A 14,592-nucleotide genomic window follows, 5' to 3' on the forward strand; every position below is an offset into this window, starting at 1 on the left:
CTACATCCTCCAATAGCCGGATACGTTGGGGCCGAACGGCACGAGGGCCGGGCCGTGTTGCGCCACCGTGCCGCCGAACAAGACGGCGCGGGACAATTCACGGTTGAACTCGGTGCAGTTAAATTCGCGATGCAGGCAGCCGACGCACGCGCCGCCTTCCTCACTGCAGAAAGGGTCCAGCACGCAATCGCCGCCCTCGTCGAGGGCGCTGCGTAACCAGCGGTCGATACCCTGCTCGAACAACGTGAGGAGCCCGCCGACCCGCGTATCGGTGTACCGGCTGGCATACAGGACGCAGGCTATACCCTCGGGAATCAGATACTCGCCGATACTCTGGGCGGCATACCCGCTCCATTCGATGTGGCGCAGGAGGACATGGCTTATCGAATGCACCAAGGTTCGCACGGCGCTCGCGGCCGGTTGCTGGAACAGGGGATCGTTCCGGCGCAGGCCCAATCCGGGCACCTCGCCATACAGCCGTGCCCAAGCCTCCTCGTTTGTCGCGAGCGGCGCCGTGGGCAGCAATTGATTTTGCTGGAGCCAGCGGACAACCCGCTGGGGATCCAACTGGAAATAGATCGCCTCGGTTTCGGCGACTACAGCATAGAGCGGCGTCCGGCGATTGTATTGCGGAAAAGGGTTCAGAATGGTCTGGTTCGGGTCCGCCTTGATGCGGGTGAAGCCGACCGCGGCGAGACCGATCGGAAAACCATCGAGCGCCCGCAACTCGGCCAGGCCCAGGCGCTCGCGAGCCCAGATTTGGATATCGCGTAAGCGGCGCTCGTGCGGTTCGTCGCCCCGATTCGCGGCCCGTTGCGCCGCCGCGTCGATCGTCAGAGTCGCGACATTGTCGAGGACGGCAACCTGTTCGAGGAGTCGGCGACTGACACGGAGGGTTTGCGGCGTGGCGCCCGGCACCAACCGCAACATCCGATCGGCTACAGCGGCGCCGGCGTGACGCGCCGTCCGCCGGGCGGTATATTCTCGGACTCGGGGATTATCAGGTGCGAGGGCCGCGAGGTCGCGAAAGGCGGCCGCCACCATGGGATCCTCATCGCTGGTACTGCCAGCCGCCATCGCGTCCCGCACGGGGGTTGCGAGGAGACCCCAAATGCGCGCGAGAACCCATGGCCGGGCTTCCGGCCCGGAGAGCCGCGCCATGTCGTCGTGCGGAAAATTGATGAATGGAGCGATTTGGGGCTTAAACACCGCCGGATCGGTGACGGGCAAGAAGCGTAGTCGCTTCTCCGAGGGATCTTCGGTCCCGAGCAGGCTGTAGGAACAGTTGCACGGCGTTTGGCGCAACCGGGCTACTTCCGCCCCAGCGCATTGCCGGCAGCGCCACCGCGCGGTGGTCACGCGGCCGGTATCATCGAAATAGAGGCTAGTGGTCCCGTGGATGGAGCAGCCCTCGCGCTGCACAAACATTTCATCGAGCCGACCGCACTGATGCGCCTGAACGAACGGCATCTGTTCCAGTTTCCCGCCGCAGCCCACCAGGGGGCACTGACCGGGAGTCGCGGTCGAACGCTGCAGGTCCCGGAGGCGGTAGACCCGTCCGCAGCGCGGACAGCGCAACGCCGTTGGAAACGGCTCGAACTTTACGCCGGTCGGCTCACCGACGAAATAGTTACGCGCGAGATCGTCCGCATTGCGCACGGCGGGAAACGCTTGTCGCTGCCAGTCGTTCGGCCACTGGTTGAGCATGTCGCCTACGACCTCGGCCAACGCCGCCCGGTTGATTTGGCCCAAGGCGCTGAGTTCGATCATGGTCACGCGGCAATGGCCGTATTCATCGTGCGCAAAGACCGCGCCCGGCAGATATCCGTAGAGAATCTGAACTTTGCCCCGGTTGAAATTCATGGCTAGCGCTGCCCGAACCAACGTAACTCGCGATAATCCATGGCGGCATCGTCCGGCCGGAACGGCACCGGCACATCGACATCCCGCAAGCTGCTCATCGGTTTGGGCTCGAAGAGTTCGGTGAGGTCCTGGTGGTTGGGCGTGAGGATTTCCAACAAGAACCGCTGCCAGTCACGTTCCAGCGCTTCGGTCATTTGGGCTTCGAGCGAGAGGTCGTAGCGGGAGTCGCCCAAGGCGTAACTGGCGAAGAGCGCCTCGCGCAGGGCATCGCGCGACAGCGGGGCCGCTCCGGCTGACATGCCGCGGCTCACCCACCGGAGGCGCTCGGGTTTGCTTCCGTGGAGCGCGTTGAGGTATCGCCCATAAAGGGAGCCCAGCAGGACGCCGGGAAAACTGCGGTTCACGGCGGCGCGTGCGAAACGATTGACCGGCACGGGCAAGACCATGCGGTCGAGGTGGCGATGGAACTGGGGGAATCTGTCATAGATGGAGCTCGCGCGTAACGAGTAGCGCGGGAGAATCGCTAGAACCAGCCCGACGTGCTGGCGCCCCGAGCGACTCGACACTTGAATATAGTTGGCTACCTGTTCCGGAATGCGCTCCAGGAACATCAGGTTATAGTACTCGACGTCGACGCCGTGGCTGATGACGTCCGTAGCGACAGTCGCATCCAAATGATCCGCCGCCGCCCACGGAGTTTGCGATTCGGCCCGCTTCACAGTCGTCGAGATTTCCTTCAGCGTGGAATGGCCGGAGAGATATTTGACGTTGAGGTCACGCACGCCGCCCGGGCGCAACCCGCTGCCGGCTTTCGCACTGTCCTGCTCGAACCGTTGGGTAATTCGTACCCCGCTGTCGCGCTTGCCGACATACGTGAGCGTGCGGGAATAGAAGGCCAACAGTTCTCGGATTTCGGCTTCGCTAGTCGCCTCCAAGACGAGCCGGCGACCGTGCGCCACCGGGTCGGATTGCAGTTCATTAATCGCTTCGTGTAGAATCTCTGCACAGCGTGCGACGGCATCCGCCGGACGAAGGAAGGGCGGACGGAAGGCCGTGAAGATGCGCGCCGTCTTGGCCGGAGCGTCGGCGGCGCTCGATTCGCGTTCCACGGTCGCGTAGAAATTCTGGTCGAGCGAATAGCCCCGGTTGGGAAAGCGCCGGACGGCCCGGACCCCATAGATTTGACGCGCTTGGTGCACGTAGCCGGCGATGGTGGCGGTCGCGGCGATGATTTTGGCCGGCTGGCCGGTTGACGCGCGTTCATTGGCCCGAACCATGGTCTCGTAATGGCCGGCAAATGCGCCCAACTCTTCCTGCAGCAGGTGGAGTTCGTCCTGAATATGCAGTGCCGGCGCTGGATCGTGCGGAACTACCGGCACCCGGTGGGCGCGGGGAGTGGCCCTGGTGTTGTTCGAATTACAACCGAAGACCGTGCACCATTCGCCGTTGCCAAATCCATGTTCCGGGTTGGCACAGCGCCACTGCGGGCCGAGCCACAGAGTCGCGACTTCCGCGCGGTAGGCGATCGCCGCCACCTTATCAATCGTGCCGACCAGCAACGTGGGCTGAAACCGGTAGATTTCGTCGTCACTAATATAGACCGGCAATTCGACGTGACAATGGCCGCAGACGTGCCGAATGCGCTCGTTGGTTCGATCGACTTGGATGGCAACTTCACCCTCGCGCCGGCAGGCCGGACAGTCCGGAATCAGGAGGAGGCGCTCGCGCTGTCTTTCGTCGGACTCCAGCCGGTCAAAGATCCATGAGCCAAGGCGGTTGGGCGTATTGCTCGAGCCGACAAAATAGCCGAGCGAAAATCGGTCGCCCAAGCGACCGCGCGTGCGCTCAAGGTCTCGCCGCTGGAGTTCGATGAGCCAGACCGTGCGCATCGCCCGCTGCAATTGCTGCACGCTTAACATGCGCAGCGGAAAACGTAGCCACGCCGTTACGCCGAAGTGCTTACCCCGAAGCCGGTCGTACAGGGCGGCGCAGCCGACAAGGCCGAGATACGCCTCCGTCTTGCCGCCGCCAGTGGGAAACCACAGCACGTCGGCCCGATCAAGGATGTCCGACCAGTCGTGAACGGTACCGGCGGGCCATTCTGCCGAGGTCCGGCCTTCGCGAACCAAGAGCGAGGGAAGCTGTGAAACGATGAAGACGATCTGGAAAAGTCGCCACGCGGGATAGCCGCTATCGGCGAAAGCCCGATTCATGGCCTGGAATGCGGTGAGAAGCCGCTCATCTGCGTGGAGCGCGGCGATACCGGCACTAAAATCGCCGATCTCGGCACGGAATGCGGCGAGGTCGTTGTCGCAGGCGGCAAGAGCATCGGGCGGCAGGCCGAGCGCATTGTTGCCGATGATCCGGTCCGTCCAATCGCGTGCGTAGTCGTGCATCGCACCGTGAATCGCTTCCAGGACTGGAAACGGGTTATCGGCCAAGTCGCGGTAGCGTGCGACCACGCGCTCCTGTGTGCGCGTTCGTGGCTGCTCGTAGCGGGCGAGCGCCCGAGTACGGATCGATCGGCGGTCAGCGGAAACCTCCGTACCGGCGTTGCGCCCGAGCGCGTACACATTGCGGTCGTATTGATAGTCGTCGGGTACGGGCAGAAGTTCGATGGGAATGAGCGAGCCCGAAACGACGGTCACCCCGACCTCGGTGTCGTAGAGTGAGCTGAATTGATCGTTTGAGGGTCGATCGAGGTCGCGGCGCGAGTTGTTGCAAAGATGGACCTCAATCCGTAGCCCGCCCGCGATCGGCTGCGCCCGCACCCGCACGCTGACGCGAAGGTTGGGCACCTCGGCCGGGCCGCGCCAAGCCTGCAAGAAACGCTGGAACGCTGCCTCGTTCTGCAGGGCGCCGACCGGCACGACGCGATTCCCTTCAAATTTTCGCAAGGTGCTGGGGTCATCCCGCAGTTGGCTGACTAGCTGCGTGAAAACCCCTTGGACTTGCCCGTCGTCGACCGCGGTGGTGGCAACGCCCGCCGCGAGGCGGAAGGTGACGGCGGGAAGGTCGAGCACATGACGGTGCAGCTTTTCGACTAAGGACACCGATGCGCGCTCGCCGGGAGTCGCGACATCCGTGGGACGGTTGCCGAGTTCCAAGCGTTGGCTGGCGTAGTCGGGGAAATGTCGGGAGTACACCGTGCATCGCGCGGCTACCCGCAGCACGACCTCGCCCGCGTCGGAAGCGACGGCGACCGCAAGTCCAAGGGCGGAAGGCGGTCGGCGGGCGGCATCTTCCCGGAGCGCGAAAGGCTCAACCGGCGGTTCCGGTTCGGCCTCACCTTCCACGGCAGCCGGCGCGGGGGCTCCGCGGGCCGGACGCGCGGCGCGAGGCGCCGGGCGAGCGACGTCCGGCAGATCGGCGCGCGCTTCGGGGACGACCACCTCCTCCGGTTGCTCTTCAAGATCGGCCTCCGCAGTCCAGGGCGCCAGGACGCCGAGCTGGCAATGATCACTTGGCTGGGTGCGGAGGATTTCCGTTTCGTGTCGGCCGGCCAGACGGTCTTCCAGCCGCTGGACGAGATAATCCAGCAGGCGTTTTTCGTCGGCGTAACGGATCGGCATCGCAGGAGTGGCTATAGTTGAGTTGAAACCTTGGCAATCTCCCGCGATTCGAGCGCGTGCATGACTTCCTCGACCTCGGAGTCCAAAGCCTCGGCCGTGCGCAGGGCCTGCTCGAAACGCTGCCCGCGCGAGAGGCTCTTCAAGGCGGCGCGGAGCTGGCGCCCCAATTTGCGCCGATTGACCCGTTCCTCGTGGATGCTGCGGAACGTAGCGTGCATGTCTTGATCGTCGCGATACACCTCCGAGAGCGTGGCGACTTGCTTGAAATCCGCCTCTTCCCGCGGCGCGAGGCACTCGCCCTCGTCGTCGCGTTCGTTGCCGAACCAAGCGGAGAGGGCCTGCTGGCCGACGGAGATTTTGCCCTCGAGTTTGTTGAAAATCAGTCCCGGCAGGCCAGCGAAACGCTGATAAACGCGACTCTTGGCAACCTTCCAGCGTTCCAAGTGGGCGGTATTGAGCGCCGGCCGCCGACGGTCGGCCACTTCGCACAGGCGCTCAAACAGGGAGTCGCAATCGTCGTCGAGCAAGGTGACGAGGAAATCGCCAGCCGCAACCTGGCGGACCGGCACGCGGACCAGCTTCTCGGTTTCCGGCCGGTAGATGTCGACGAGGCTGCGCCCCGGGAATGCAATCCTACCGCCGTCGACAAGGTCCAGAATCACCGCGCCACGCGGGGCGGGCGGGGCCGTTGTTGCGGAAACCCGGATCGGGGCCTCCGGCGGCGCATCGTCCACGGCCGTCCAGTCTGCGTCGAGCGACGTGTCGGGCAATTCCATTGCTCTCGTCAGCGGCGGGATCGCTGTCGACGTATGAATCGTGACCGTGGGGGCTTTCCAAGCCGGCCCGGCGCTCGAACCGACGGTGAGTTTGAGCTGCAGGGCCACCTTCGAGCGATGCCCGTTGGCCATGGGCTGCCAACGGTTGTAGGAGCGTTCAAGTCGCTGACGATCGCGGACCCCTTCGGTGGGATAAGCGATCACGTGAATCTCCTGGCTATTGAAGAGATCGAGATAACGGTAGCGACTCGAACGCGCTGACGTGAGCAGCGTGATGCGCGAATTGCCCTCGGCAACGCGTTTGGCTTCCTCGCGCTGCGGCATGACCGTAATGGTTCCCTCATCGATCGCGACCGCCAGATCGGCGTCCAGTTCGGCGAGGCGCGACGCTAGCAAGGGAGCCTCGCTTTCGGTCGGAGTGACGATACGAATCGGCACATCGCGTCGTTCGGTGAACTCGTCGAGCGCGTCGATCAGCCGGAAAAACTTTGGCGGTGCCCCGGCATTGGCGAGCCTTTCGTAGGCGGCAGCGAGTGCGTCAACGAGGCTCACCCAGTGCAGAGCGAGATAATGACGCAGGTCGCCGTTGGCAGTCGGGGACGCGCGCCTGAGGGCCTCTATCCGATCCTTGAGCCGAAGTCCCAAGCGGGAATTGCGCCAGGATCGTTCCGCCTGTTCCAGCGGCACGGTCAGGGCTCGGGCGGCGGACAGCGCCGCCCACGCTTCCACGATCTCGGGCGGCGTGACACTGCCGCCGAGGCGCGTGGCCTCCGACAGGAGGCGCTCGGCTTCGCCAAATTTCTCGTCCAGTGCCGCGTCGGCCGTAAGCCAATAACTGCGCGGCCCCCAAGCGGGCAACGGAAATGCGTTCGGCTTGAGAAGGCGGTGGACCCCTTCCATGGCCGGAATGTCCCAGAGCCAGGTCATTCGGGCCCTTTCGCCGTCGAGTAGGGCCTCGTGCGGAGGCGCAATGATGATCCGCAGTGGAATCTGCTGTAGATCGTGGTGAGCCAACAACGCGGGCAGATGCTGCAGGGTGCGTGGGTGGCTAGCGTCAATCACCATCGCGCGGAGCCCGCGAAGCGTCGGACCACCCTGCAAGGCGCGGCCGGGATTGGCCACGAGGAGGTTCTTCCAATGGCGGCCGGGACTCGCCGGAAGTGAAATGATGTTGAACACGCTAGCGATGTCGGAGTTGCTCACTCGAACCGCCGCGAAATGCGCTCTGGCGTCGACAATCTGCTGCGTCACAAAGAGCAGGCCAGCGGGGCCGGATTGGTAAGGATGGCGGAGATTGTGCTCCAACTCGGCAAAGGCGACAGCGAGCAACGTCTGACGTGCCTTGGTGGGCGTCGCCTCCGGATGCACGAGTGCGAGCTCCGTGGGCGGCGTCGCCTTACGGGCGAGCAGAGCCAGCACGGCATCGGCGCTGGCGAGGGCGTCGTTCGCCGCCCCAGTGGCACTGCCCCGAAACGGAATGTGACCAGCCAACAGCCGCCCTTCGAGCGAGTCTGTTTTGTCGCGCAGCGATTTAAAGGCGTTCAGCCACATGATATCGAAGCTGGATCGTGCTGGCGGATTCGGCTGCGATTGGAGTTGCCCCGGTGTGAGGCTGGAATTCTGAAAGTAGCGATGAGCGTCGGCGAAGGCGATGCTAAAGCGCATCAACTGCATTCACGCTTATCTATCCAATGTTCTCATGCCCGGTCCAGAGCGTCGGTAGCGGGCCACGCTGCTTGCCTCGACTGCGAGGCGAAGCACACCTGTTTTGTGCCTAACGGTCGTTTGCCGAAGACTCGGCGCGTTTCGAGGATGGAGGCGTGGGGTTCTGGGTAACTCCTGTGCGCCAGGCTGGGTTCAGTTTGTATTCGACGTGGCGGTCCAGCGAAACGGCTTGGCTGTGGATCGAACGGAGACGGTCGGCGAACCCCCGTGCCGCGACCTGGCTGCAGCATGCACGTGCTCCAAGACTCACGAGAAGTGCGTCTGCTTCAGCCGGGCAAGTCAGCGCCCCGGTGAAATAGGAAGCGATGCTTGAAACACCGCCCCTTGTTCTCGTGCGAGGTCGGCCCTAATCGCGCCGCCGTGTGCCCGAACAATCTCATGGCAGATCGCGAGGCCAACGCCGACGCCGAGAGGTTTTCCGTTCGACATGAATGCTTCGAAAAGCCGATTTCGGATCTCCGGCGGCAACCCCGGTCCGTTGTCCGCAACCTCGATCACCACACAGGTAGCGTCGTCCCGTGTCCTGATTTCGATAGTTCGATCCGCGTCTCGGCGCATGACTGCTTCAGACGCGTTTTTGAGGAGATTGATGAGGACTTGGCGGATGGCGTTCGCGTCCATCGCTAATTCGGGGGACGCTGCGTTGAGCTTCGTGACAAGTTTAATTCCGCTCTCTTCAGCGCGAGGTCTCCACATCGTCGCGGTCTCTTCGATGGCCTTGTGGAGGTCTGCTCGTTGGAAGTTGTAGGTCCTTGGCCGCGACAAATCCAAAAGCTGCTGGGCGAGCGATTCGACCCGTTCGGCTTCTTTTGGCACGATCTCGGCAAAGTCGGCGAGAAACGTCTTGTCGTCGATCTTCTCTGGCAGGAGTTGAGAGAAGGACTTCAATGTCGCCATCGGATTTCTCAGCTCGTGTAGCACCTTCACACCCAAGCGTCCGATCGAAGCCAGCTGCTCAGCCTGTTGCGCTTGCAGGGAGAGCTTAGCGCGGGTGAACAGCGACTCCGCGACGTTCGCCAGTTCGCGCAACAAGCGGATCTCCGGATGAGTATAGGGGAGGTTGGATTCCCGTGCTCCGAAACCCACGATCAAAGCTGGCTCTCGAGTCGTCCACCGCGGTGCAACGATCACGTCGAGCTTCGCCTGCGCGAGAAATCGCTGGATGATTGTAGCGTCGGTACCCGCCGACATGCGACCGAGTGCCGCGGTTGACGCCCAGCCGTCACGCAGGAATCCGGTTTCCCGAAGCGCCGAAATCGGAAGCTCAGCGGTGCGCCCCGTATACTTCTCCCCGTGCTCGGTCAGGATCTCGACGAACGAGCAATCCGCGAACGATCGAAGGATCGGCTCGAAACGCCGGACGAGTCGATCCGGGTGAAGCTCGGCACATGCAACCTGATGAAGCTCGGCCACCGTTGCGGCGGTCTTGTGCTCGGCCTTCAGCTTGAGCCATCCCCGGAGCTTGTCGTCGGCGTAGCCGAGTAAAAGGAATGAAGCGCCGATGATCGTGGCAGTGACGAAAGGGCTTTCCTCCTTACTTGATAAAACGTGGAGCAGAAAAGCGGCGATGAGGCCGACCAACCCGATCACGATGATGCGCTCCATGATCGAGAGCACGACTTGGCCGCTGTGGTAGACGCGGCGAGAGGTCACGCTCCATGCACTCACCGCGAAGACCAAGTAGACGATGTAGGAGAAGAATCGTGTGAGCGGATGGATGCCTGGGAGGTCGGGCCACGTCGCGTAAACCGTTTCGACGAGCACGGCGACCAGACTGAGATAGCCGAGCGCGATGGTGATGAACCTGAACTCAAGTCTGCGCAGCCCAGACAAACGCGGCGCGACGATGATCGCAGAAATGCAGACGGCGAGCTGGCCGGCAAGCATCGGCAAAAAATAGAGATAGTAGAGCGGTCCTTGCTGAACGTTTCCCGGGAGACTGTCGTCGGGTTTGAATCCTTGGGTGAACGGGAACCAGAAAAGAAATCCGGAGAGAATGATCCAAGGTGACAGCTTGATGAGCAGGTTTCGTCGCGACGAATAGCGCCCTGAAACGACGTAGTAGCACACCCACACCATGAGGGGGCTCAACAACCCAATAAGCGCGAACTTCAGGCGAACCCACGGCAGCGGATTGGACGTGCGGTCGATGAGATAAAGCGCGCCCTGATGTTTCGCGATGAGCTGCGCGGAGAAGATCAGGACACTGAGAAAGCAGACGGTCGCCACCGCTTGGTTGATCGGACGCTGGATATTCAAGCGCAGCGCGCCGATGCCGACTCCCAACATCACGACGGCAGTGAGCAGGGGGTAAAACATCGATCCGCCTCCGGGTTGAACCGATCTGGCCTACCGCCCAATCCGCGCAGGCCGCAACGGCGCCAACGATGAAGTTGTTCTTTGACGAAAGGCGGTCGGATTCATTGCGTGGTGGAACACTGTGAACCGCTCGCTGTTGAATCGTTCCCCCGGTGAGTCATGTGGCGGATTCATTTCCACGCCGGCCCTGATCCTGCTGCTCATCCTCGGGATCGTCGCAGTCGCCGCGATCCGGCGCTGGGATATGGTGCTTCCGCTGGCGGTCGTTTGCGTCGCCGTGTTCATCCTGGTGGGCAACGGCTTTCTTACCCGGCTGCTTGCGCGCTCATTGCAGGAGCGAGCGTTCTTCCAAAAGCCGCAAGACTTCGGAGGAGTATCAGTGATTGTTCTGCTCGGTGATGGCCACATTGTGGAACGCGGTTCGGGCGAGGCTCTGCCGGGATGGCTGGCGTATTCTCGCATTGAACGGGCGTGTGAACTCTACCGTTCTGCGACCGCGACCGGGGCCGCATGCCGACTGATCGTAACTGGAGACGACATCAGCGACCTCGGCACTGCAAAGGAACCCGTATACGTGCAGCGGCTGCGTGCGCTGGGCGTGCCTGTCGGGGATATCCGAGTGGAAGGGAAAGGACGGAACACGTATCGGCAGGCGGAACTGACGAGTGAAATCCTGAAGAGTGAGCGGTATGATCGCATTTTCATGGTTACGTCAGGGCTGCACATGAAGCGCGCCTTGCGCTATTTTCGTAATTTCGGCGTGCGCGCGATTCCCGTGGCGTCCGATTACGTCATCGGGAACATCACGCTTCTCCCGTTGGGTTCAAATCTCGCGATCGCTGATATTGCTCTCCATCAATACGCGGGGCTGGCGCGGCTTTGGATCTACAATGCTCTGAAATGGAATAACTGATGCAGCCGCTGTCGGGCGGTCATTCGGCGGTGGGAACCAATAGCTGCAACGAGAGAAGATTTTCGGGAGAAACGTGAACGACAACGGTGTTTCGTTCCTCACCCAGACTGAGGCTGATCATGTGCAGGTTTCCCGTTCGCGGGTCGTCAGGGTGAGCGTGAATCTGCCGGCGAATCTGCTCCAGGCTTCGCATCACCTGCCCTGCCCGCCAGTCGAAGCAGACGTAACCCAGCGCCCTGGATCGCGCTGGCCGATTGAACACGAGATGCTGCGCGCCGAGGCGGGCTAAGTGGTGTTCCAGATCGGGGATGAAATCGGTTCTCAGCAATACCCGCGTGTCGTTCGGCGACGAGGCGAGGCAAAACTCGGTCGTGTGCCGTAGAGCGGTCAAAAGCCTGATAGGCGACGCCTCGGCCAACAGCGGCTGATGCAGTCCGGAAATCTGCACCGATTTCTTTTGCGCAGACCAGACTGTCGCTGCGGCGAAACGCTTCCTCAGAATCTCCAGCGTGGCGTTGACGTCAGCGCGAGCCCACCGGTCCCCTACCGTCTGAGGCTCCGCAAACGGTCCTTCCAGAAACGCGGTCATATCCGCGAGCATGCGCGAAACGACTCGGCCGTTCTCCGACGCCGTGTCCTGAAGGAGCCGGTGATCGATCGCTGGCGGGACCGCGCACCAGACTTCAGCGAACCCTGCTATCGCTGTGAGCTGATTCCGTAGCGAGTGCAGCATCGCCTTGTAGCATTCGGCCGCCGAAAGTTCGTCCTCGACCGACCCGAGGGTCTGTTCGAGCCGCCGTGACGCATCGGCGCTGGACGCGGCGTCGCGACTGAGCTGTCTCCGGCTACGCGTCTCAGCGATGCCGGAGCGGAGCACTTCACGTAGCTCCTGTACGGACGTTTTGCTCTTGATGACGCGACGAAAGGCCCGGAGTTCGATCGCGTCTTCCGCGATCTCGATCGACGTATCGCCGGTGCGGATGATGACCGCCAGATCCTTGTCGAACGAGCGTACGGCGCGGATAAACTCCACGCCGTTCAGCGGCATTTCCGGCATGTGGATATCGATCACGGCCGCGTCCACCTGCTGTTCGTTAAGGTAGTCGAGCGCTCGCAGCGGATCAGAAAAATCCACGACCTTGCCGATCGGTTGAAGCGTAGCTCGCAGCGCGAGAATCTGCGGGCGTTCGTCCTCCAGCACCAAGATGATCGGTTCGCTGTTCATCGCGGTACGACGTACTCCGCCGCAGCTGCCGCGTCCGCCGATATGCGCCAGCCAACGCGGAGCACAGGCGTGACGTAAGGCGAGAGATCGATTCCGGCCGCACGATACATCCGGCGTAATACGTAGAGGTATTGGTCGAGTGACTTGCTGTTGGTATTCGCATCGGCGCCCCAGACGGCGTGAATCAAATCATTTCGAAGGACGAGCGCGCCCGCGTGACGCGCGAATCCCTGCAGGATGCCAACCTGTTTTGCCGATAGCTGAAGAGCGGTTCCGTCAGGAAAAGTCGCTCGCATGTCTGGATGAATGACCGCCCCGGCGAACTCGAAGGCAGCCGGAGGAAGGTGCATGCCATCGAGCTTCGGCTGCCGGGCGGACAGATCATGACCGCGTGAAAGCTGGCGTTCGATCCGGGCGGCCAGCTCCGAAAACCGGAATGGTTTACGAAGGAAATCATCGGCCCCGGCTGCCAGTGCCTCGATGCACAAGCCATCGTAGTCGTGCGCAGACGTCGTGATCACTGGAAAGCCCTCCCCGCAAGTTCGCCAACTCCGGAGCATGGCGAGACGGGCCGAGAGCTCGGGCCCGTAAGCCAGATCGATCACCGCCGCGTCGATGTTCTGTCGGCCGAGTAGTCCGGAGGCCTCCTTGATGCTGCCCACCGGGTGGACCGCGTAGCCGAACACACGCTCGAACAAGGCGAGGAACGCGAGATGGATGTCGCGATTGTCTTCCAGGAACAGGAGGTGCCGTCGACTCTTGCCCATTCATGTACCGATCACCGGCGGCAGAGCCTTCGCAAATTCGCTGCGCGATTTGAATCCGTTTTGAACAGGCCGCGACGGTTTGGTTTTTGCCTTGGCGCGTCCTAGGTGGAGAGATCGTTGTCAATCCATCCCGACTGACATCCGAGATTTCCCGATCCCACTTTCCTGCTGTGTTCGCAGAACATCAGGCACTGAGAGAGGACGCTGGCCGGCAAAGGCCGGACGCGAAAATCCATCGATCTATAACCGAAGGATAACGATGATCGCGTTCCTGAGAGAACCCGGGCCGCAGTTCGGAGTGCGCGACTTTCGCGCGCCGATTGATCTGAAATTGCTCCGGAAACAGCACTCGCAGCTCGTCGCGATCCTCAAGGAATTGGGCGCGCAGGTTAAGCTGATCCCAGCGTCGCCGGATCAACCCGATGGCGTGTCTGTCGACCATGCCGCCGTCGTCCTGCCGGAGGTGGCGGTGATCACGCAGCCGCGCGGGCTCTCCCGCGAGTCGGAGGTCGAAACCATTGCCACGGCGTTGGCCAACCACCGGCCGATCGTGCGGATTGTCGCGCCGGCATGCCTGGACGGTCGCGATGTCGTGCGGATCGGACGCACGCTTTTCGCCGGCATTTCGCGCCACACCAGCGCGGAAGGCATCGCCGAATTCGCCGGAACTATCGAACCCTACGGCTACGAGGTGCGGACGGTCGAAGTCCACGGGTGCGCTCATCTCAAGTTCGCCTGCACCTTCGTCCCGCCCCATTTCCTGGTGGCGAATACCTCATGGGTGGATGGCAACACCTTCGGAGATCTGGTTCTGATCCCGGTCGATGAAGGCGAGCCCTTCGCCGCCAACACGCTCACGGTCGCTGGCACGACGCTGGTGAGCGAGGCGTTTCCGAAAACGGAGCAACGTCTCCGGGATGCCGGCATCGTGACGCGGGGCGTACAGGTGTCCGAGTTTCACAAGGCTGAAGCAGGGCTGACGGGCCTCTGCCTGATCTTGGAGCCGCGCAGCGTGCGTCCCGCGAACGCGCCGGTGGGCCTCAGATTCGTGCGGGCGCCGCGTGCGTCGGCGAACAACGGCCATTTTGCCCAGGCCGTCGTCCACGCGGGAATTGTGTATGTCGCGGGTCAGTTGCCCATCGATCCAAAAACAGGCCGGCCCGTGGAGGGCGCAGCCGAGCAACAAACCGAGCAAGCCCTGCGCAATGTGGCCACGGTTCTCACCGAATCGGGCAGTTCGCTCGCGCGCGTGCTACGCGTGACGCTTTATGTTTCCGACCTCAAAACATTGGACGGCGTGAACGCCGCTTGCGCCCGAGTTTTCGCGGGACACCGGCCGGCGCAATTCGTGGTCCCGACGAAACCCTTGCAGCAGGGTTGTCTCGTCGCGGCGGAGGTCATCGCCGCCGTTGCAGCTGAGTAGCCGCCTGAC

Annotated in this window: 8 protein-coding genes; 2 read left to right on the forward strand and 6 right to left on the reverse strand. The window is 62.5% G+C overall.

What is annotated here, in order from left to right:
- The 4 genes from OTER_RS26110 to OTER_RS06050 all read right to left on the reverse strand — a co-directional run bounded on the left by OTER_RS26110 (window position 1) and on the right by OTER_RS06050 (window position 10,255).
- Complete coding sequence (locus OTER_RS26110) at window positions 1-1,884, reverse strand: hypothetical protein (protein WP_158305369.1); 1,884 nt, start codon at window positions 1,882-1,884, stop codon at window positions 1-3.
- Window positions 1,866-5,435 (reverse strand): helicase-related protein, encoded by a 3,570-nt coding sequence (locus OTER_RS06040; RefSeq protein ID WP_012374010.1) that lies wholly within the window; start codon window positions 5,433-5,435, stop codon window positions 1,866-1,868. Before OTER_RS06040 ends, OTER_RS26110 begins: the two co-directional genes overlap by 19 nt.
- An 11-nt stretch (window positions 5,436-5,446) precedes the next feature.
- Window positions 5,447-7,885 (reverse strand): DISARM anti-phage system protein DrmE domain-containing protein, encoded by a 2,439-nt coding sequence (locus OTER_RS06045; RefSeq protein ID WP_044891613.1) that lies wholly within the window; start codon window positions 7,883-7,885, stop codon window positions 5,447-5,449.
- Between the two features lie 330 nt (window positions 7,886-8,215).
- Complete coding sequence (locus OTER_RS06050) at window positions 8,216-10,255, reverse strand: sensor histidine kinase (protein ID WP_012374012.1); 2,040 nt, start codon at window positions 10,253-10,255, stop codon at window positions 8,216-8,218.
- Between the two features lie 121 nt (window positions 10,256-10,376).
- Between OTER_RS06050 and OTER_RS06055 the strand changes: the two genes are divergently transcribed.
- Window positions 10,377-11,168, forward strand: a complete 792-nt coding sequence (locus tag OTER_RS06055; protein WP_052300309.1) for a YdcF family protein — start codon at window positions 10,377-10,379, stop codon at window positions 11,166-11,168.
- Window positions 11,169-11,187: 19 nt separating this feature from the next.
- Here OTER_RS06055 and OTER_RS06060 read toward each other — a convergent pair whose 3' ends face one another.
- Together OTER_RS06060 and OTER_RS23785 are read right to left on the reverse strand one after the other, a co-directional pair.
- Entirely contained in the window at window positions 11,188-12,369 is a 1,182-nt protein-coding gene (locus OTER_RS06060) for a response regulator (protein ID WP_237702482.1), read from the reverse strand.
- 20 nt (window positions 12,370-12,389) lie between these two features.
- Window positions 12,390-13,160, reverse strand: a complete 771-nt coding sequence (locus tag OTER_RS23785; RefSeq protein WP_012374015.1) for a response regulator transcription factor — start codon at window positions 13,158-13,160, stop codon at window positions 12,390-12,392.
- Between the two features lie 79 nt (window positions 13,161-13,239).
- Here OTER_RS23785 and OTER_RS23790 point away from each other — a divergent pair, with 79 nt between their 5' ends.
- A complete protein-coding gene (locus OTER_RS23790) occupies window positions 13,240-14,583 on the forward strand; it encodes a Rid family hydrolase (protein WP_237702451.1) in 1,344 nt (447 codons plus the stop codon).
- Window positions 14,584-14,592 lie beyond the last annotated feature (9 nt).

It is taken from the genome of Opitutus terrae PB90-1 (assembly GCF_000019965.1).
Taxonomy (GTDB): Bacteria; Verrucomicrobiota; Verrucomicrobiia; order Opitutales; family Opitutaceae; genus Opitutus; species Opitutus terrae.